Origin of the sequence: Silvanigrella paludirubra, from assembly GCF_009208775.1 — a bacterium.
Classification (GTDB): Bacteria; Bdellovibrionota_B; Oligoflexia; order Silvanigrellales; family Silvanigrellaceae; genus Silvanigrella; species Silvanigrella paludirubra.
Genome location: NZ_WFLM01000009.1, coordinates 33,102 through 51,965 on the forward strand (window position 1 = coordinate 33,102; position 18,864 = coordinate 51,965).

Consider the following 18,864-nt stretch of genomic DNA (forward strand, 5'->3'; position numbering starts at 1 on the left):
AATGGCAATAGCAACGTACTCTCCAAAAGATGTAAAAGTCATCATAGGTATTGCGCCTATGATTGGTTTTGCAGATGGTAGCTTTGTAGATATTGAATTTAATGAAGAGGCTTTTAAACCATTTACGGGTGCAGATGGTAATCATGCACGCACAAAAAATGCAAATGAAAGTGGTAAAATCACCATAAAATTAAGTCAAACATCTCCATGCAATGATATTTTATCCGTAATTCACAACGTGGATAGAGAAACAGGAAATGGCATTGTTCCAATTATTATCAAAGATAATTATGGGACAACTTTAGTTGTTGGAGCAGAATGTTATATCGAAAAATCTCCCAAAATTGGTTACGGAAAAGAAATTGAAGCAAGAGAATGGGTTTTTTATGTAGCTAAATTAAAAATGCATCTTGGTGGAAATAATGTTTATGGGCAACTTTATGATGGGGGTAATAAATAATGAGTAAAGATTTAGGAAAAGACTTGTTTACAGTAATTGACTTAGATGGGTACGAATATGTTTGTTACTTATGGAACTCTGACAAAGCTGCAAGATGGGTAAGGAGATGTCAAGAAATATTTTTTAAACCCATTGCTGCTACGATTGGAAAAAATATTTCAATTGAACAATTTTCTCCTGATGAGTTTGAATTAAAAAATATGCATTTAGATATCGAAAATGGTTTTAATTCATTTTTAAACTCTGTTGATGAAGTAAAATATGTTCAATATTTAAAAGAATTATTTGCTGGAGTTGCTTACAAAAATAATTCAATAAATTTTGAAATGCATTTTAGAGGGAAAATGCTCCATATGCACAAACTCGCATACAAAATTATGGAGTTTCAATTGGCGGATTTTTTCGACGCCGTGAGAGGCGGCGCATCCAAATTCCTCTCTCAGACATCGAACAAAAAATCCAAGGACTCGACGGAGGAGAAATTGAATGGGGAGTCTGGCGACTGGTCGCAGGAAGACTTGGAAACCCAGTAGAAATTAAAAATCAATGGTCCCTATATGATGTTGCAAACGCCCATGATTATCTGGATTTAGAACAAGAGCGACAATATCTAATGAATGAATACATGAAGAGTAAAAAATGACTATAATTCAAGATTTGCAGATTAAAATTGATTTTGTTTTAAACGAAAAGCAATTAGAAAATCTTGAAAAAATACTCCACAATATTAAAGCAGACTCTTTAAGCTTAGGAAAAAGCCATGAAGAGATAAATAAAAAGCTAAAAGAAACTGCTAATATTTATGCTAAGGAAATCTTTAGTAAAAGAGAAAATCTAAGCTTAAATAAAAAACTAAGCGACTCGCAGCATAAATTTAATGAGACAATCAAACAAACAAATAAGCTTATATCGTCTAGTAAAGATTTAACCAAAGACCAATTAAAGCAATTTCAATTTAAAGCTCCAGTAGCTCCAAGAGCTTCTCGACAAAAAAAAGAAGTTATAGTTGAAGAAGTTAAAAAGGTAATAGAAGAGAAAGTTCAGCCTAAAGTTGAAAAAAAAAGAAGAACTTTACCTGATGCTAAACTAAGGATTCAGGAGCTTGAAAATAATCTTTACAGCGGATTTTTGAATAAAAGCTATGGCGTAACTCCAGCTTTTCTAAAAAATATTGAAAACCAAAAACCTAAAGATAATTCATTAAAACTCAATTTAGGAAGCAATTTAAACAAAAATATTAATTCAGCCAATAATAGTGCAATGAATTTAAAATCAAATTTAAATTCATTGAATTCTGTTTTTTTAAATGCAACTAAAATTAAAGCTCCTCCGTCACAAATTCCAATTCAAAATCCTGTACAAAATATTCCTATTGCTCCAAAAGTTCCCAATTTTGTATTAGAAAAAAATTCAGGAATTGTAAAAGATTTAAATTTAAAAATAAATTTTGATTTAAATGACCAGCAATTAAAAGCGTTAGAAAATACTATTCACAATATTAAATCTGAATCATTAGGCTTAGGGCACAGTCATGAAGCTATTAATAAAAGTATTCAAAAAAATGCGAATTTATATGCAATAGCAACTTTAGAAGCTGACAATAAGTTAAATCAATTAAGTAATTCAGATTATGAGTTTGCAGAAGCTTTAAAACAATCCAATTTAGGAATGTACGAAGATATTAAATTAAAAAGCATACAAGCTAAAGAAGGAAGTAAAGTTTATCAAATAAATAACAAGCTCATCGAGTCACAAAAAAGATATAATGACTTGAAAAGACAAGGAGCAAATTTTACTTCATTTTCTGACTTCTTAAAAAAAGAGGCTCTTGTTGAAAAACAAATTCAAGATCAGAATAATAAAAATTTATTGAAAAAAATTATTCTATATAAAGATTTATCTACTCAGGTTGCAACCACTGGAAATAGAATAGCTCAATCTAATCAAACAATAAATAAGAGTTTATCTAGCGCAAATTATAGAATAAATAATTTTTCAGACAATCTAAGAAATTTTACTTCTCAATTAATGTTTGTAAATCCTGCCACAATGTCTTTTGCATTTGCTTTGCAAGGCTTTGGGCAAATGTTTAAATCTCTTTCTGTTATTGCTCAAAATTCAACAGATATCGTTAAAAAATCAATTGCAAGTTTGCAGCAAATTATTTTTGGATTGGGAGTTGCGGCTGCTGGAGCTGCTGGAAGTGTAGCTTATATTTCTCTATCAACCGCTAAATATGCTGAAGATATTAAAAAGAATTCTGAAATTATTGGTATGAGCGCAGACGAGTATCAGAGAATTTCATATGCTGCAAAAATTAGTGGAATAAATCAGCAAGAAATGGCGAGTTCTATGTCTGGCTTATTTCAAGCTCTAAAATCAAATAAAGATGGAACTCTTTCTGAAGTTCAAGAGAGATTTATAAATCTTGGCGTTGCATTAAAAAAGTCCAACGGCGAAGCAAGAAATGTTTCAGAAATTCTTAGTGATGTAGCAGATAAATTTTCAAAAATAGATTCACCAGTAAAACGAGCTACTCTTGCGGCGGAATTATTTGGTGAAGGCGGTAGAAAAATGCTGCCATTTTTAAGCGAAGGTTCAGAAAAATTAAGACAACTAGGAATTGAAGCTGAATTGACTGGAAATGTTTTGTCAGATGAGCAAGTAAGTAAATTAGTTATTTTGCAAAATAGTTATCGACGTTTAACTTCAATGTTGCATGGATTAAAACTTTCAATAGGCATGAGTTTAATTCCATTCATGAGCAATGTTATTCGTAGACTTTCGGATTGGTACGAAGCAAATGGCATGATTATTCGTCAAAATTTATCTGCATTTTTTAAAAATGTAGCTGATGGGCTTGGCCGATTCGCTCAATTAATAAGAAACACATATAACGTAATTACAGGGTTTGCAGAAAGCTTAAATAAGATAGGTATTTCACTTTCATTTATTGCAAAAATATTACTGCTTTTTGGAAGCTGGAAATTATTCGGAATTATTGGAAATATTTTATTAGGTAAATCAGCTACGGGATTTTTTGGTTTTTTAGCTTCCAAATTTAAATGGCTTTATGCAGTTATTTCAGGGCTTTTCACAAGCATAGCAACTTTTGCAACAACTTTAATAACTGTTTTTGGTTCAAGTGGTTTAACTGGTGTTTTAATATTTTTAGGTGATGTAATTCTAGGAATATTGGCAGCAATATTTACTGTACCTGTTTTAGTTGGACTTGCTGTGGCTGGAATATTTTTATTAATTCAAGATTTTTTAACATGGATGGAAGGTGGAGATTCTTTATTTAAAAGAATATTTGGAGATTGGGAACCTGCAAAAAAGAAGATCGAAGAATTTACAGATAAAGTTAAATTATTTTTTAAAAATATGTGGCTCGATATTAAAAATTTTTTCATTGACAAATTTATTAATCCAATAAAAGAACATGGATTAGTTGGAATAGCAGAAGGATTTGTAAATCTTTTTCTAAAAATCTGTGAGATAGTATCAAAATTTACTTTATATTTATTAGATAAATTAATTGACTTGGGTTCCTATTTATTTGATTTTATAGCGAATAGTGCACCAAAATTATTCAGTTACATTTGCGATAAAATAAAAGAAATATGGAACTTTTTAAAGCCATATCTAAAAACTTTTTTTAATTGGCTAATATATTCTACTCTTGATGGATTTAAATTTGTTGGCGATAAAATATTTAATGCATTTTCAAAAATTGTTGATGATATTAAGAAAATATTTTTAGGCTTATTTGATTGGCTTGGTAGTAAATTAAATAAAGGTTGGGATGCTTTTAATAATTTTTTGGGACTAAGTAATCCTTTTGGATTATCAAAAGGGAATTCTTATGTGATTAAAGCAATTAGAGATGAGAATGCTAAACTAAAAATAATTGAAGAAAAAGAACCTAGTAATAAAAACCTAGATAATTCTTTAGGGTTTTCTTCGGGAATACCAAGATTAAATAACAATATAAACAACACTAATAAAAATGTTAATTTTAATATTCAATCTCCTTTGAATTTAAATGTATCTTCTAATTCAGATCCTCAAGAAATCGCTAGCATGGTTCAAAAAACATGGACTGAAAATTGGGAATATCAAATGCGAATTGCAAATGATAATATTTATAGAGGTTAATTAATATGGGATTATTAAGCTTTTTCCAAAATGGTAAATCATGTTTGGCTTTTGATGATTTAGAAATTGATGTTTCTTTGTCAGAAACGCATACTTATGAATCAGATATTACTAAAAACCCTGTAGAAAAAGGCTCTCCGATATGCGATAATATTGTGCACAAACAACCAAAGGTTTCTATAAAAGGTTTATGTAGCCCATTAAAAATTGAATATTTAGGTGGAATAAAAGCTATGTCTGCTCAGTCTTTCGTTCAAAATAAATGGCAACAATTATTAAAATTAAAACTTTCAGGTGAGAAAATTACATTATTTACAGGTCTTGACATTTATCCAGACATGATCATGACGACATTAAATAAAACAAGAGACTCATCTAATGTTAATCATCTTGAGTTTACTGCAAATTTTGAAAGAATAAAAATTGTTCCAGTTGAATATACATCTATGAAAATAAATATACCAAAATCCGCAAGCAAGACAAAAGTAAATTCTGCAAATAAAACTAATGCTGGATTACAAGATAAAAAGCCAGTGGATAACTCTTATTTAGATGCAGGACTAAAGTGGTTTGGTTTTTAAATTATAATTATCATAATTATTAAAATTATATAAAAAAAATAATTTAGACAGTCCGTTCTTTCCCTCCTATTAAAAATTTAGGAGGTTTTTTATTTATGCAACCAGCATTTAGTTATTATGGCGGCAAGTGCCGTATGGCAAAAGAGATTTTAAAATTGATACCCAATCACGTTACTTATGTAGAGCCGTTTTGTGGTTCTGCTGCGGTTCTATTTAAAAAAAATTACATAGAACCATCAAGTAAATATCAGGAGGTTATTAATGATAGAAATGGCTATTTAATTAATTTTTATCGTCAATTAAGAAATAACGGTGAACAGTTAATTGAGAAACTTGAACAAACTCTTTATTCAAAAGCCGAACATGAGCTTGCTATTAAAATTGCTAAGAATATTGATCAGTATTCTGAACTTGAAAGAGCATGGAGTTTTTATGTAAATATCCAACAGTCATTTTCTAGTTCTTTAAATAAAGTTTGGAATATTTCCAGATGTTCAAAAAATATGTCATTCACTTGGGCAAATAAGTTAAAAAATTTAAGAGAAATTCATTCAAGGCTTTTAGAACTCACTATTGAAAATGAAGATGCAATTAAATGCATTCAGAAATGGGATGATCATGGAGTCTTTTTTTATGTAGATCCTCCTTATATCAATACTGATTGCGGGCATTATAAAGGTTACACTGTAGAACAGTATAAAGAACTCATTTATACTTTAGATCACTGCAAAGGTTCTTTTATTTTGTCATCATATGAGAATGAATACTTGCCTAAAAAATGGAAAAAAGAATTTCATGAATTGAAAGTCACATTTAATTCAAAAATAAAAGATAAGTCTCGGACAGAAGTTTTAAGCTTTGTAGATCGTTCTCGCTATATAAAAGATGAAAAAATCAAGGAAAGTTCTAAAAAATTTGGAGAGATATTAAGAGCTGCAAGTTAAAATTTAGACAGTCCGTTCTTCTCTTTTTAAAATAAAAAGAGGAGGTTTTATGGCTTTATTTGAAATCCCATTACTAAAATCTAAATATTATGAATTTTCGATACCTCTTGATGGAACTGTATTCAATTTTGAATTCTGCTGGAATGAAAGATCAGAAAGATTTTTTATCAGTCTTTATGACTCAGAAAAGAACTTAATTATTTCTAGCGTTCCTGCAGTTATAAAAATTCCACTTTTCTATGGAATAAAAGAGAAAAAACTACCAAATGGAAAACTATTTTTCATAGATACAACTAATTCATTAAAAAAATATATTTTCCAAGATTTTGGAACAAAAATAAAGCTTTTCTATGAAGGAAAAGGTTAATGGAAAAGGAAATGCAATTTGAAAGGAATATTTCCATTATTGTCACTCCTTCTATTGGAGGAGAAGGTTTAATTTTTGAAAACTTTAGAATTAATTTTGAAGTGCAAAAGAGTATTGAAAAAAAAGTACAAAACACAGCAAAAATTCAAATATACAACTTAGGAGATAATTCGTTTAATTTTATTAAACAAAATAATATGGCAGTAACAATTAAAGTCAGTCGGAAAGAACAAGCTTATAAGTTATTATTTTTTGGAAAAATCAATAGAGCTTCAAAAGAAAAAAAAGATACAGATTGGATTATAAAAATTGAATCAGGAGATTCTGGTAATGCATATAATTCAGCAAAATTAAGCAAATCATATCCAGAAAAAACTACTCATAATAATGTTTTTGATGATTTAAAAAATGAGTTATTAAAGGGAAATATTATAAAAGGAGTTAAGGGAGTTTTTGCTAGTGATAATTTATTTAATAATGGCTTTGCAGCGCATGGGAATGTTGGAAATATAATGGATAATATTTTAACTGCTAATAACTATGAATGGCAAATAAATAATGGAATTTTAGAAATACAGAAAAAGGGTAATTCTTATCAAGTTATTAAATTAAGCTCAGAAAGCGGCTTAGTGGATTCTCCTGAAGTCACTGAAAATGGAATTAAGGTCACTTGTTTATTGCAACCTGAAATTGCTCCGTTAAGGCAAGTTTATGTGGAAAGTCTTTACATTAAAAGCGTTTATATTCCTTCAAAAGTTACACATACAGGAGATAATTTAGAAGGTAAATTTCTAACAACATTCGAAACTGGTGAGAAGAAAAAGAAATGAGTACCCCATCATTTTACCAAATTATTTATGATGCAATTGATTCTAATATTAAAAAAATCCACACTGCAATGCCTGCTATAGTAAAATCCTATGATGAAAAACTTCAAAAAATATCTGTACAACCATGTTTTATGGATAAAGAAATTGATGTAATTACAGGTTTAGAAATTCCTAGACCGTTGCCAGTTATTCAATCTGTCCCTGTTTTGTTTCCAAGAACAAAATTGTCTTACATTCACTTTCCAATTGATATAGGTGATTATGTTTTATTAATTTTTTTAGAAAGAAGTATTGATAATTACACACAAACAGGAGGTCTTGTTGAATCTGATAGTAACTATAAACATGAATTATCCGATTGTGTAGCATTAGCTGGATTTTATCCATTTTCTCAGCCAATGCTTGGAGTTAATAAAAAAGCTTTGCAAATAGTAAATAGTTTATCAGAAATTAAGCTAACTGACGATGGCAAAATATATTTATCAAATCGTGGAGCTGTTTCTACAGAAGCGAAACTTCCAGATGAACCTTTGGTTTTAGGAAATATTTTAGTTGAATTTGCAAATAAATTAATAGAATCAATTGATAAAATTGCAGATGCTTTACAAAAAAATATAGGGGTTGGAAATCTAGGAGCCCCTGTTACTGCCTCTCCATCATTAATTACTGAATTAAAAAAAATACAAATTGACTTAAAAGAGAACAAAATTATTTATCTAGATAATAATGAGACAAATATAAATTCTAATCATTTTTTTGGAGAAAAATAATGTCTTATACAATTGATGCAGGAAAAGCAATTTATTTAAAAAACTTAAAAAATTCACTAAATATGACTGACTCGGATGCAAATCAAGAAATTTTAAATAAACAAGCTGAAGCTTTTGCTAAATCAATAGAAGAAATTTTGCCTTTAATTTTAGTTACAATTAATGGCACTGGTTTGGCAAATCCAGCTGGCGATGTAAAAGGCATTGCTATGGGTAAATTGTCATGATCGATTTAAAATTAGATGAAGAAAATGATTTGATAATTAATCATACAGGTGATTTTGAGCTAATAAATAATGAAAAAGAATATTACAAGCAAAAAATAAAATTAGAATTAAATACATTTTATAGCGAGTGGTTTTTAGATTCTGAAGTAGGTCTTGCTTGGCATGAGATGTTAGGAAATAAAGATTTTGATGAAGCAAAACTAAATCTATATTTAAAGAAAAAAATTGAGGAAATCGATGGTGTGAAAGAAGTTGAAATAATTAGTTCAGATTTAAATAGAGAAAAAAGACAATGTAATTTAAGTTTAAAAATAAAATCAAAAAATGAGATTATTAAATTAAACAATATTAAATCAGGTAATAAAAATGGATAAAAAGTATGGCCTAACTAAAGCTGGATTTGTAAAAAAAGATTTTCTTACTTGTTACTCCGAGATTAGCGAATCATTTAAAAACAAAATAAATCAAAATATTGATTTAAGTCCTACATCTGTTTTTGGAAATATCATTGGTATTTATGCAGAAAGAGAATCCTTATTATGGGATGGTTTGCAAGAATTGAGTACAACAATGAACCCAAATAACGCCACAGGAATTCCATTGCAAAATGCTATTTCGATTAATGGAATTTCAAAACAAGAAGCTACAGCTTCAAAAGTTATTCTTACATTTTATGGTAAAACAGGAATAAAAATACCTTCTGGTACTGGCGTTGCAATCCCTGAAACATCTTATCAATTTAATACAAAAATAGATGCAGTAGTTGCGCAAAATGGAATTGTTGAAATTGAAGCCGAATGTTCAATTTTAGGGGAAGTGAAAGCTTTAGCAGGAACTATAAATAAGATTTTAAACCCTATTTATAACATTGAGTCATGCACAAATAAAAAAGATGCGGTTGTGGGTCAATTTGAAGAAACAGAAGAAGATTTAAAAATCAGAAGACTTCAACTTTTACAAAGAGCTGGATCAGCTACAGAAAAAGGAATTCGTGCAGCAATACAAAAAATTGAGGGTGTAAAAACATCGATTCTATTAAATGCAGAAATTGCGAATTATATTCCTTCAGGCTCCATTCATCTTTATGTTGAAGGAGGAGAGCCTTTAGCAATTGCTAATGCTATTAATAGTTCGAGAGGTGGTGGCTGCCTTTTATATTTAGATGAAAGTTCAATTAAAAATACCATAAAAGATTCTCAAGGAATCGACAGAATAATTTCATTTTCTCGACCAAAAGAAAAAATAATCTATCTCTCAATTGCATTAAAAACAAATTCTGATTTTCCTTCAAATGGATATGAACAAGTTAAAAATGCAATTATAGATTATGCAAATAAAAATTTAACGATTGGAAAATCTCTTATAAATTCTTCATTATATGTCCCTATAAATTCTGTCAGTGGGATAATAGGAATTCAAATTTATCAAGACTTATTACCTAATCCTTCAAATACATTAAATATATCTGTAGAGCCAATTGAATATGCAAAATTAGATACATCAAGAATAAATTTTATAGATTGGAAAGGTAAATTTTAATTGGAAAAAATAGAAAATCATGCTGATGAAGCTAAAAAAAGATTATTAAAACAATTCCAAAATAGCAAAATATTAAACGCTTTTGTTGAAGCAATTGGAGAAAGATTTCAAGAATTAGAAGATGAGCTTTTTAATTTATATTTACTGAATTATTTGAATGCAGAAGGAAATAAACTAGATGATTTTGGAGATATTATTGGCTCTTTGAGAGCTGGCCTTGACGATGAGAAATTTAAAAACTTATTAACTGCAGCGATTTGTGAAAATAATTCAGAAGGAACTATTGAGGATCTGATTCAAATATGTAGGCTCCTAACCCGTCCAAAAAAGGTTCAACTTTTTGAGCCAGCCCCTAATCAGGTTGCTCTAGCTGTTATTAATCCACAACCATTAACTGATTTAAAAACAATTTCCAAAGCACTAAAAAGTTCTAAATTAGCAAATACTGAGCTTTCTACATTTTTAATTAATTTAGACAGTCCGTTCTTATTCAATGAATCTAATTTTCAGGAGACAAGAGGATTCGGTGATGAATCGATTCTTGGAGGAAGATTTGCAATAGAATTGGAGTAAAAATGGCCGAAGAAAGACCTGAAGAATTACCTGAATGGGGAACAAAAATTGAATCGTTAATAAAAGCACCTTCACTTGAGAAAAGAAAACTAGGTTATTCTATAGATCCTACCACTGGATTAGCGGATATTCCTTCTCTTAAAGGAGAAAACTGGTTTCGTAATTTAGTATATAAATGGATTAAATATTTTGATGAAAAAATTTCAAATTTAAACATTTCAATTAATTCATTATCTATCTCTGATAAAGAAAAACAAATAGATCTAAATAAATGGCATGATTTAATATCTTTTGTCCTTCCAAAAGGAAAATGGATTTTTATAATTTCATTCAAGCATTCTATAGCTAGAGATCAGCAATTAAATAATTTAGAGCAATCTCCTATTTTTGTTTGTGGAATTTCAAAAACAAGTGGTCCATTATCAGAAATAAATTCAGGCAATAATATTGAAATAGTAAAAAGAATTCTTAGTTTAAGTGAGGTAGGGAATACTCTTTATAGTTCATATTTAGCAAAAGAATATGAGCAAGGTCATTTAGGTTCGGCTGTAGAAAATATTGGCTTTTCATGCATCATTGATAACCAAATTGATACAACTTATTACGTTAAAGATTTATGTTTTTCTTACCCTAATGGCTTAGATGTATTTAAAATTTTTTATCAAATCAATGCAATTAAAATAGGATAAAGGAGAATTAATGTCAGAATCAAAAGAAGATATTGCTGCTGCTGTTAGAGAATTCTTTGTTGCAATCAAGTCATCTCCAAATGCGATGATTTTATTATTGGTATTTGTTTGTGTTGGATCTTCTTCGTTGGTTACATATTTTGGCTTTCAATTGACAGGACAGAATAATAAATATTATTCAGAATCATTAACAAATCAACTTCAAGTTGCAAATCAACAAGTAAAGCAATTTAACGAGAATATTTCAGTAACAAATATTGCTTTGTCTCAATTAAAAGAGCAATTCTCTGATTTTAAACTAATGCAAAGCGAAATACAGAATTCAATTAAAGATCATGAAAAAAGGCTTATTAAAATTGAAGTAAAAGAAGGTATTAGATGAAATTATCCAATAACTTTTCTCTCGAAGAATTTGAACATTCCTACGTTGCGATTGCAAGAGGAATAAATAATAAAGCACCAGAAGAAGTTATTAATAATTTAAAAAAATTATGTGAAAATGCTCTTGAACCATTGAGGCAGTATTTAAATAAACCAATTAAAATATTGTCTGGATATAGATGTGAGGAATTAAACAATGCGGTAAATGGGGTTAAAAACTCACAACACTTGTTGGGTTGTGCAGCAGATATAACAGTTGAAAATATTCCTCATCCAGAATTATTTGAAATAATAAAAAATCATTTTGAATTTGATCAATTAATTCTCGAATACGTAAAACCAAATAATTCTTTTAGCGGCTGGGTTCATGTTAGCTGGAATGAAAATAAAAATAGAAATAAATATTTTAAACTAGGGTGATTAATAATGGATACTTTTAATGATTTTATGAAAAAAACTTTTGAAAATTTAGAATGTGATTCTTATTTAGAAGATTTATTTAGTAACATAGAATTATTTACAAATGATTTTATTGAAAGGAAATCACCTAGATTAATTGTAAACATGCCACCAAGAAGCTTAAAAAGTGAATCAATATCAATAAGACTTCCGGCATATTTACATTCAAAAAATCCAAAATTAAATATTGGCGTATTTGTTGCGAATCAAGATCTTGCAAATCATTTTTCATGCAAGAATAGTTGTATTTATAATAAACCAAATAATATAAAATATATAGGAATAAGTAATGAAAGCATAGATGATTTAAAATTTGATATTATTATAATAGATGACACTATAAGAAGTTCTAAAGAATCAGAATCTTTAAAATTTAAATTCAAGACACATACTTTTATAAAAAAACTTTTAGAGAAACATTTAAATCCTTATGGTGGTTTTATAAATGTTCAATCTCGCTGGTGTAAAGACGATACAACTGGATTTTTGATAGATGTATGTAATAATCATGATTGGAAAGTTTTAAAATATCCCGCGTTAAATAGTAATGACGAACCTTTAACAAATCTATTCAAATACAAAAAAATAAAGAAAAATATTAACTATAAATATTTTCAAGCCTTATATCAGCAAGATCCTATTTTATGATTTTAAGGTATAAAAAAATGACTTTAAAATATAAAATAATAATCTGCTTTGTTACTTTAATTGCTGTTTTTTTTGCTGGCCGTTTATCTCGACCAGAGGCTCAACCTACGGTGGTAAAAACTCAAAAAGAAGAAAAGCAATCGGTAAATTTAGTTGATACAAAACAAGAGGAAAAAAAATCAAAAACAATAAAGCATAAAAACAAAATCAAATTGTCAGAAAAAAAACCTGATGGTTCTGAAAAAACGCTGGAAATTGTATCAAATGATACAAATGAAATTACAAGCGACCAAATTTTAAATTTATCAACTTTAAATAGTGAGACTAGGACCACCGAAAAAATCGAGCTTAAAACGCCTAAAAACAATTTAGCGATAGAAACTCAACTAGCAATTGAAAATAAATTTAAAAGCTTTTCGGAGTTACCAAACACATTTAAATTTTCGCCTAATGTTTCGGCAAAACTTGATTACAGGCTAACAGGCGACTTGTGGGCTTTTGCAAGAATTAAACACGAAATTTTTAACAACAATAACTCTTGCGAGATCGGGATCTCGCACAGACTCGAATTTTAATAAGGAAATAATTATTATGAAACAAATTTTAAATTATCAAGTGCAAGAAGTAAATCAAGATCAATATTGGGACACCTACTATAAAGAGTTTATGCAGGATTTTCCAGAAGAGCTAACCTTTATTCGTGAAGGACTTCTAACAAAAGAGCAAATGGATAAAAGAAAAAACCTATTAAAAATGACTTCAAATATCTCACATCATTTTATTTTAAAAGATGGTGATAAAGCTATTGCATTATTTCGTGGAGAACAAAAAGATATAGATGTTTATTATTTACGCCACGGAGTTGTAAAAAATGAGTACAGAAAGCAAGGGATTTTGTCCGAATGTTTAAACAAGGCAATTGAGTTTTGTAAAGAATTAGGATTTGTCCAAATTACATGCTGTTTTGTTCTTTCAAATAATAACATTCTATCGCAAATGATCAAAAAAGATTTTTATTTAACTTCAATTGAGTGTCACGCTGAGTATGGTCAAATTGGGTGGCTTAGTCATTACCTAAATGAAGATTTAAAAAGGGCTTTCTTTTTCCGTTGTGGAATGGTTGAATTTTCAAAAAAGCTTTTAGATAATTCTGAGGGAAATGTTAAAAAATTTAATAAAATATTAAATGGATTTTAATTCAATTTAAAATTGACGGATTTAATTATTTTTGTTTTCATTCATACCGTCATTAATAATTCGAGGTGTAAATGAAATTTCTTATTTTCTTTGTAATGCCATTTATAATTTTTATAATTTATCTATTTTCTGGCGATGATAAAACACTTCTTTCCGATAAAGAAGCTTCTGAAAAATTAGATAAAGCAATTGAATTATGTTTAGGAAGAATTGGAGTCATGAAAACAATTTTATCCAATATGTTAAATGATGATTATTCTTTTAAAACTGACAATAATGGGTATGTTTTAAGTGTTTTATCAAGAGAATTCGGAATATCTAAAGATAGATGTGAAATGGCAAAAAGTAATATCAATAAAAATTTAAGTGAGTTTAAATTTTCAAACGAAATGGAAAGTATTTATAATAATAAACTCGAAAAAATTAATTTATACTATGAATATAATTATAAATTTTCATCGGAATTATCTAAATTTAATAATACAAGAATTTTAAGCTCTAAAGAGTTTAATAACTTTTTTTATAATAATAGTCATCAAGAATTAGCTGAATTATTGAGTAAATATTTAAAATTTGAAAGTCAGAACAATACTTAAATTAGGAGATTTTATGAAAAAAATTTTTATTATTCCCTTGTTATTAAGTCCATCTCTTTTGTTTGCGTCAAATAAGATAGATTTTAATTTATTTCCAACAGATCGAGGCGGTAACTCTGACGCAGCTACTTTTTCAAATGAAAAAATTAGAAATAATCCTAGTAATTTTATAGGAAAAACAGCTACAACGGCATTATTGAATTGTATTTCCAGTGAATTAGTTGGCAAAGATTTAAAAAACGTAAATATAAGCTATGATGGAGTAATATGTAGATATAATGATGTTTCTTTTGGTGTAATAATGGATTTAAAGCAAAGAGAATTAGTAAAACACAATAAAATAAAAATTGTTACTGGAACGATTGTTGGTGTTAACCTAAGTGGTAACAATACTATAATTATACAACCAGAAAAAATTAATTAAAGGGGTCATGGACGCTTAAAGCATTTTGTCATAAAAATTAGGAGTTTAAATATGCCAATTATTCTTGATAGACATAAAGGATATATTTGTACAAATTGTAGTAATACTATTTGTAATAGTTCAAAAGGTATTTACACTTGTCCTAAATGCAAAGAAGTCTTTGACTCTATTAAAAATACTTTGCATAGTGGAAATGAAAATGATTATGCTAAAATATCAAGAGAAAAAATTCTTGAACCAAATTTGGATTGATATTTATTTTTATTTTTTATTTCAGTAAAGATAGAAGATTATTTTTATCTTGTATTATATCTTTCTCTACAATAGAGATATCAACCGCACTTGCTCCTTCAATTCTATTCTCTTTCGCAAGCATATCCAATGCATAATTCATAAGCCAAATAGCTCGATCCGCCTGAGACTTTTGACCTCTAGGAAAGTTAATTTTTGAGCTATTAAAAGAAGTTTTAGCATTCTTAATAAAGTTTAAAACATCTGTATTCTCTTCCGAGTCAGGCAACCGCATTTGATAAAACTTTTTTTCGTCACTCATACTATGGACACCTTTACGCTAGAGTTTCCAATATCTATTGATACATGTTTGTATGATGATTTTAACTTAGACAAACCAGCAACAACGCTAAAAGTTGGATCTAAGTCTTCAACAAGTTCGGTCATTAGAATAATGTTATAACCGTTACCTTTAGCGATTTCCTTAAGTACAGACATAAATACATGATCTTTTGCTGCACCACCACTGACAACAATATTTTTTGCTCTATCTTTATAACGGGCATTTTTATTTAAAAGTTCTCCAATAACTGAACGGATAAATTGTCTGGCAGCAGTTTCTTTTTCCTTCAAACAATCAATTCTTTTTCCATTCATACCGGATTTTTCTGGCATGTTACCTAATTGCCATGAGTTTATTGCTTCACTTGATGATAAATTTTGTTGGTCAGAAAAAACCTGAATTGCTCCTGCTAAACCTTCAACGCGTGCGTAAGAATCTGGTAAATTCTTTCCATCAACTCTACTTGCTTGTTGCCAGTCACCGTGCCCGATGTGCCAATATAAAAAAGTTTTTGCGTCAAGTGGAATGTTGAGCATAGAAGCTAGGAATTCATATGCAATAGTTGGTTCTTCCTGAATAATGATTTCGCAATTTTTCCAATTTGAATCAGTGGATTTATCCTTGAACCTAATATTTGCTACTGTTTCCTTAAGCAAAGCAAGTTTATTTCTTGCAAGGGTATTATCACCTACCTGATCACGAAACTGATCCATAAACTGAAAAGGGACGCTCATGGCTAATGAAATTACGTGTGTCCCTTCTCCCAAAGCTCTTGCAAGTCCTGCTTTTAATAATGTTTGGTAATGATCTGACTCTAAAGTTCCACCAAATATTCTTGGGCTATGAGGATTTAAAGTTTGCGCCAGATCGCCTACAACCGTTTCAATTCCCTTATCATCAATTAAAATTGATTGTTTATTTAGCAACTCTTTTTCTTTGGGGGCAGAACAAATAAAACTTGGTAGAAATTCCATTAGATAGTTCCTCATATTTTAAAGCATAAATATTTTAGCTTTAAAGGGTGAATTCTGTTTATTGCATAATTAAAATACATATAAAACATAAAATTCACTTCCTTATCACACAAATAAAATTTATTGCATAAATAACATTTGTTTATTTATGCAAATGCAATGTAACGGAAATTTTTAGAGAGGGGAAGTGAACTAATATAAAAATTTTAATTTTTATAACATATTAATTTGACAAATTAGAAAACAAGATGAGTATATCTAATGATTTAAATAATTTTTATAATTGGAGGATTTATATTATATGATGAAATACTAGAAGAGAAATAAATTTAATCTTTTTAATTAAATAATATTAAAATAGGAAATATATAATGAATATTGATCAGAATTTACTTAAAGAAGTTTTGTTAAATGCTAAAAATGGATTAATAAAAACAAAATATGACTCAATGGAAATTCCATGTGATGGCTTAGGCGAATACTCATTCATACTATGCCCAAATAAAAATATTGATCCATTTGAAGAGGAAAATAAATATAATGAAGAAATTGAGTATATTAAAACTCTTGCATATCATTTGAAAATATTAATTGATAATAACTATTTATATGGAGAAATTCGAAAAACACATCCTTTTTACATGGTTTCAATAAATGGATTAACTCTTAGCGGACATCAATTTCTGGAAACTTTATCCAATGATAATATTTTAAAAAAAGTTATCGAAAAAATTGGAAATATATCTTTAGATACTGTTTCAAAAGTCCCTGCTTTAGCTATCGGAGCTATAATAAATTCTTCACTAAAGTAACTTTATAATTATTATTTTGATTTGATAGATTATTTAGGCATTATATATTATAAAAAATACTTATTAAATATAGGATTCTAAAGATTTAAAATTCTTCAAAAATTCTTCGCTTTTTTTATTTTCTAATCCATAAATTTTCATGCAATTATCAATTTGATTTACAACAAGAAATAAACTAATTAATGCAGTTTTAAAAATGGTGTTTATACTGAACGAAGGTAATTTATGTGTATTTACCAAATTATTCATGAAACACAAGTATGACTCATTTCTGTGATAAGTTTTTGAAGACATTTCAAAAAGTGTTATTATTTCATTATCTTTTATAAAATGGTTATTAAAATCTTTTTGAATATTAAAACATAAATTTTTAACGACCATTGTATCGTTTAGAGGTTTAGAACTTTCATTTAATCCTTTTGAATTAATCTCTTGAATAATTTGTCTTTCATAAGTTGTAATTAAACTTTTACTTGTTTTATTAAAGTTGTAAATTTTTTTATTATCGTTGAAAATATCTATATAATTATATCTATCTAATTCATCATTTGAGAAGATATTTTTTATTATTTCCTTAAATTTATCATCAAACAATTCATCATCTTTTTGATTAAAATATTTATTGAATTCATAATATAAGTTAACATATGCAGAATTTAATATAATGCTTCTAGCTAATATAAAAAGGCTAAATATATTACTTCTCGTTAAATAGGAAACTACAGATGAGGATTTGCCTTGATAATAGCATTTAGTAGTAGAAGAGTAATAGTCTCTTAATAGGTCATTTCTAATAGTATCAAAATATGATATTGATGAAGATAAATCTGAACTCATAAAAATTAGATGCCATTTATTGGCAATCATTTGCTTTTTATTATCATTTACTGAATTAATAATATTATCATACTTTATAATATATTCGTTCAAAAATATTTCAGATAATTTAATGAAACGCATTGCATTAATATCTGAATTTACAAATTCCATCAAGAATCACCTTTATTTTAATTCATTATTATTAAGTATTTTTATTTAATCTTTTTTCTCTAATCAACCTTCTTTGCTCATTCCCTATAGCCTGCATTCTAATATAGTAAGAACGATGTCTATACCCAGCCTCATAATATTGAGGTTCATGAATTAATTTAAAAAGTTCATCTGGAGATTTTGCTAATGCTTCTTCAGCTTTTTCTTTGCCTATGGCTTTAATTGCACCACAAGCATGTGCGATAAAAGCAGGTCTTGCGATTGATGGATTTTTTAAGCATTTTGCTAGTAATCTTCTAGTCCAGTTACCAATGCGTTTATCTATATGATAAAGCAAAAAATTAGGCGCGCATTTTAAAGTTGTATCCTTACCTCGCCTATCAACGCTAACTTTTCCACGATTTAAGATATGTTGGATCTCTTTTTCAGCAAATTCTGCGTCTTGAATTTTATCAGCTTTAATAAGCATAATAGAAAGACCTTTTTTCTGGCTTTCAGAAAGTTTTTCCCCATCTTTAAATGAGCAAATAATAGCGGCCACAGCTTCGACAAATTGAGGATCAATTTGCTTCACAGTCTGAGGAATCCGAATTTTACGAAGCTCTTCTTTAAATTCATTTTTTTGATTTCTGAGATAAAGAGACCTATTTTTGCTCATTTTAATGCCATTT

Annotated in this window: 26 protein-coding genes; 22 read left to right on the forward strand and 4 right to left on the reverse strand. The window is 28.4% G+C overall.

The features are described 5' to 3' along the window. Position 1: 1 nt before the first annotated feature. From GCL60_RS16925 to GCL60_RS17025, 21 genes are all read left to right on the forward strand, one after another. A complete protein-coding gene (locus GCL60_RS16925; RefSeq protein ID WP_153421865.1) occupies positions 2–460 on the forward strand; it encodes a phage structural protein in 459 nt (152 codons plus the stop codon). After that, positions 460–993 (forward strand): phage tail assembly chaperone, encoded by a 534-nt coding sequence (locus tag GCL60_RS16930; RefSeq protein ID WP_153421866.1) that lies wholly within the window; start codon positions 460–462, stop codon positions 991–993. Before GCL60_RS16925 ends, GCL60_RS16930 begins: the two co-directional genes overlap by 1 nt. Before the next feature lie 106 nt (positions 994–1,099). Beyond that, a complete protein-coding gene (locus GCL60_RS16935; protein ID WP_153421867.1) occupies positions 1,100–4,618 on the forward strand; it encodes a phage tail tape measure protein in 3,519 nt (1,172 codons plus the stop codon). Between the two features lie 5 nt (positions 4,619–4,623). Beyond that, positions 4,624–5,199 carry a phage baseplate protein gene (locus tag GCL60_RS16940; RefSeq protein WP_153421868.1) on the forward strand — a complete coding sequence of 192 codons (576 nt, stop codon included), beginning with the start codon at positions 4,624–4,626 and terminating at the stop codon, positions 5,197–5,199. 95 nt (positions 5,200–5,294) lie between these two features. Next, positions 5,295–6,143, forward strand: a complete 849-nt coding sequence (locus tag GCL60_RS16945; protein WP_153421869.1) for a DNA adenine methylase — start codon at positions 5,295–5,297, stop codon at positions 6,141–6,143. 49 nt (positions 6,144–6,192) lie between these two features. After that, positions 6,193–6,510 carry a phage baseplate plug family protein gene (locus GCL60_RS16950; protein ID WP_153421870.1) on the forward strand — a complete coding sequence of 106 codons (318 nt, stop codon included), beginning with the start codon at positions 6,193–6,195 and terminating at the stop codon, positions 6,508–6,510. Between the two features lie 11 nt (positions 6,511–6,521). Further along, a complete protein-coding gene (locus tag GCL60_RS16955; RefSeq protein WP_153421871.1) occupies positions 6,522–7,340 on the forward strand; it encodes a baseplate hub protein in 819 nt (272 codons plus the stop codon). Then, positions 7,337–8,110, forward strand: a complete 774-nt coding sequence (locus GCL60_RS16960) for a Gp138 family membrane-puncturing spike protein (protein WP_153421872.1) — start codon at positions 7,337–7,339, stop codon at positions 8,108–8,110. The genes GCL60_RS16955 and GCL60_RS16960 overlap by 4 nt, the downstream gene beginning before the upstream one ends. Beyond that, positions 8,110–8,337 (forward strand): hypothetical protein, encoded by a 228-nt coding sequence (locus GCL60_RS16965; protein ID WP_153421873.1) that lies wholly within the window; start codon positions 8,110–8,112, stop codon positions 8,335–8,337. The genes GCL60_RS16960 and GCL60_RS16965 overlap by 1 nt, the downstream gene beginning before the upstream one ends. After that, positions 8,334–8,711 carry a contractile injection system sheath initiator gene (locus GCL60_RS16970; protein WP_153421874.1) on the forward strand — a complete coding sequence of 126 codons (378 nt, stop codon included), beginning with the start codon at positions 8,334–8,336 and terminating at the stop codon, positions 8,709–8,711. Before GCL60_RS16965 ends, GCL60_RS16970 begins: the two co-directional genes overlap by 4 nt. After that, positions 8,704–9,876, forward strand: a complete 1,173-nt coding sequence (locus tag GCL60_RS16975) for a baseplate J/gp47 family protein (RefSeq protein WP_153421875.1) — start codon at positions 8,704–8,706, stop codon at positions 9,874–9,876. The genes GCL60_RS16970 and GCL60_RS16975 overlap by 8 nt, the downstream gene beginning before the upstream one ends. Further along, positions 9,877–10,449 (forward strand): hypothetical protein, encoded by a 573-nt coding sequence (locus GCL60_RS16980; protein WP_153421876.1) that lies wholly within the window; start codon positions 9,877–9,879, stop codon positions 10,447–10,449. It begins immediately after the preceding gene. A 2-nt stretch (positions 10,450–10,451) separates the two neighbouring features. Next, the gene (locus GCL60_RS16985; RefSeq protein WP_153421877.1) at positions 10,452–11,138 is read left to right on the forward strand and encodes a hypothetical protein; all 687 of its coding nucleotides are present in this window, start codon (positions 10,452–10,454) and stop codon (positions 11,136–11,138) included. Positions 11,139–11,148: 10 nt separating this feature from the next. Further along, complete coding sequence (locus GCL60_RS16990) at positions 11,149–11,520, forward strand: hypothetical protein (protein WP_153421878.1); 372 nt, start codon at positions 11,149–11,151, stop codon at positions 11,518–11,520. Further along, positions 11,517–11,939 carry a D-Ala-D-Ala carboxypeptidase family metallohydrolase gene (locus GCL60_RS16995; RefSeq protein WP_153421879.1) on the forward strand — a complete coding sequence of 141 codons (423 nt, stop codon included), beginning with the start codon at positions 11,517–11,519 and terminating at the stop codon, positions 11,937–11,939. Before GCL60_RS16990 ends, GCL60_RS16995 begins: the two co-directional genes overlap by 4 nt. A 6-nt stretch (positions 11,940–11,945) precedes the next feature. Further along, positions 11,946–12,626, forward strand: coding sequence for a hypothetical protein (locus GCL60_RS17000; protein ID WP_153421880.1), 681 nt, complete (start codon positions 11,946–11,948; stop codon positions 12,624–12,626). A 17-nt stretch (positions 12,627–12,643) separates the two neighbouring features. Continuing rightward, positions 12,644–13,201 carry a hypothetical protein gene (locus tag GCL60_RS17005; RefSeq protein ID WP_153421881.1) on the forward strand — a complete coding sequence of 186 codons (558 nt, stop codon included), beginning with the start codon at positions 12,644–12,646 and terminating at the stop codon, positions 13,199–13,201. Between the two features lie 16 nt (positions 13,202–13,217). Then, on the forward strand, positions 13,218–13,823 hold the full coding sequence (locus tag GCL60_RS17010; RefSeq protein WP_153421882.1) for a GNAT family N-acetyltransferase: 606 nt from the start codon (positions 13,218–13,220) through the stop codon (positions 13,821–13,823). A gap of 71 nt (positions 13,824–13,894) precedes the next feature. Further along, positions 13,895–14,419 carry a hypothetical protein gene (locus GCL60_RS17015; protein WP_153421883.1) on the forward strand — a complete coding sequence of 175 codons (525 nt, stop codon included), beginning with the start codon at positions 13,895–13,897 and terminating at the stop codon, positions 14,417–14,419. Positions 14,420–14,432: 13 nt separating this feature from the next. Beyond that, a complete protein-coding gene (locus tag GCL60_RS17020) occupies positions 14,433–14,843 on the forward strand; it encodes a hypothetical protein (protein WP_153421884.1) in 411 nt (136 codons plus the stop codon). 51 nt (positions 14,844–14,894) lie between these two features. Further along, positions 14,895–15,095 carry a hypothetical protein gene (locus GCL60_RS17025; RefSeq protein ID WP_153421885.1) on the forward strand — a complete coding sequence of 67 codons (201 nt, stop codon included), beginning with the start codon at positions 14,895–14,897 and terminating at the stop codon, positions 15,093–15,095. A 16-nt stretch (positions 15,096–15,111) separates the two neighbouring features. Here GCL60_RS17025 and GCL60_RS17030 read toward each other — a convergent pair whose 3' ends face one another. Continuing rightward, complete coding sequence (locus GCL60_RS17030; protein ID WP_153421886.1) at positions 15,112–15,396, reverse strand: hypothetical protein; 285 nt, start codon at positions 15,394–15,396, stop codon at positions 15,112–15,114. Continuing rightward, a complete protein-coding gene (locus tag GCL60_RS17035) occupies positions 15,393–16,406 on the reverse strand; it encodes an acetate and sugar kinases/Hsc70/actin family protein (protein ID WP_153421887.1) in 1,014 nt (337 codons plus the stop codon). Before GCL60_RS17035 ends, GCL60_RS17030 begins: the two co-directional genes overlap by 4 nt. A 356-nt stretch (positions 16,407–16,762) precedes the next feature. On the opposite strand from GCL60_RS17035, the gene GCL60_RS17040 reads away from it, so the two are divergent. After that, positions 16,763–17,203: a DUF2513 domain-containing protein gene (locus GCL60_RS17040; RefSeq protein ID WP_153421888.1), complete on the forward strand. Its 441-nt coding sequence runs from the start codon at positions 16,763–16,765 to the stop codon at positions 17,201–17,203. Positions 17,204–17,266: 63 nt separating this feature from the next. Here GCL60_RS17040 and GCL60_RS17045 read toward each other — a convergent pair whose 3' ends face one another. Together GCL60_RS17045 and GCL60_RS17050 are read right to left on the reverse strand one after the other, a co-directional pair. After that, on the reverse strand, positions 17,267–18,193 hold the full coding sequence (locus tag GCL60_RS17045) for a hypothetical protein (protein ID WP_153421889.1): 927 nt from the start codon (positions 18,191–18,193) through the stop codon (positions 17,267–17,269). A gap of 31 nt (positions 18,194–18,224) precedes the next feature. Beyond that, entirely contained in the window at positions 18,225–18,851 is a 627-nt protein-coding gene (locus GCL60_RS17050; RefSeq protein WP_153421890.1) for a hypothetical protein, read from the reverse strand. Between the last annotated feature and the right edge of the window lie 13 nt (positions 18,852–18,864).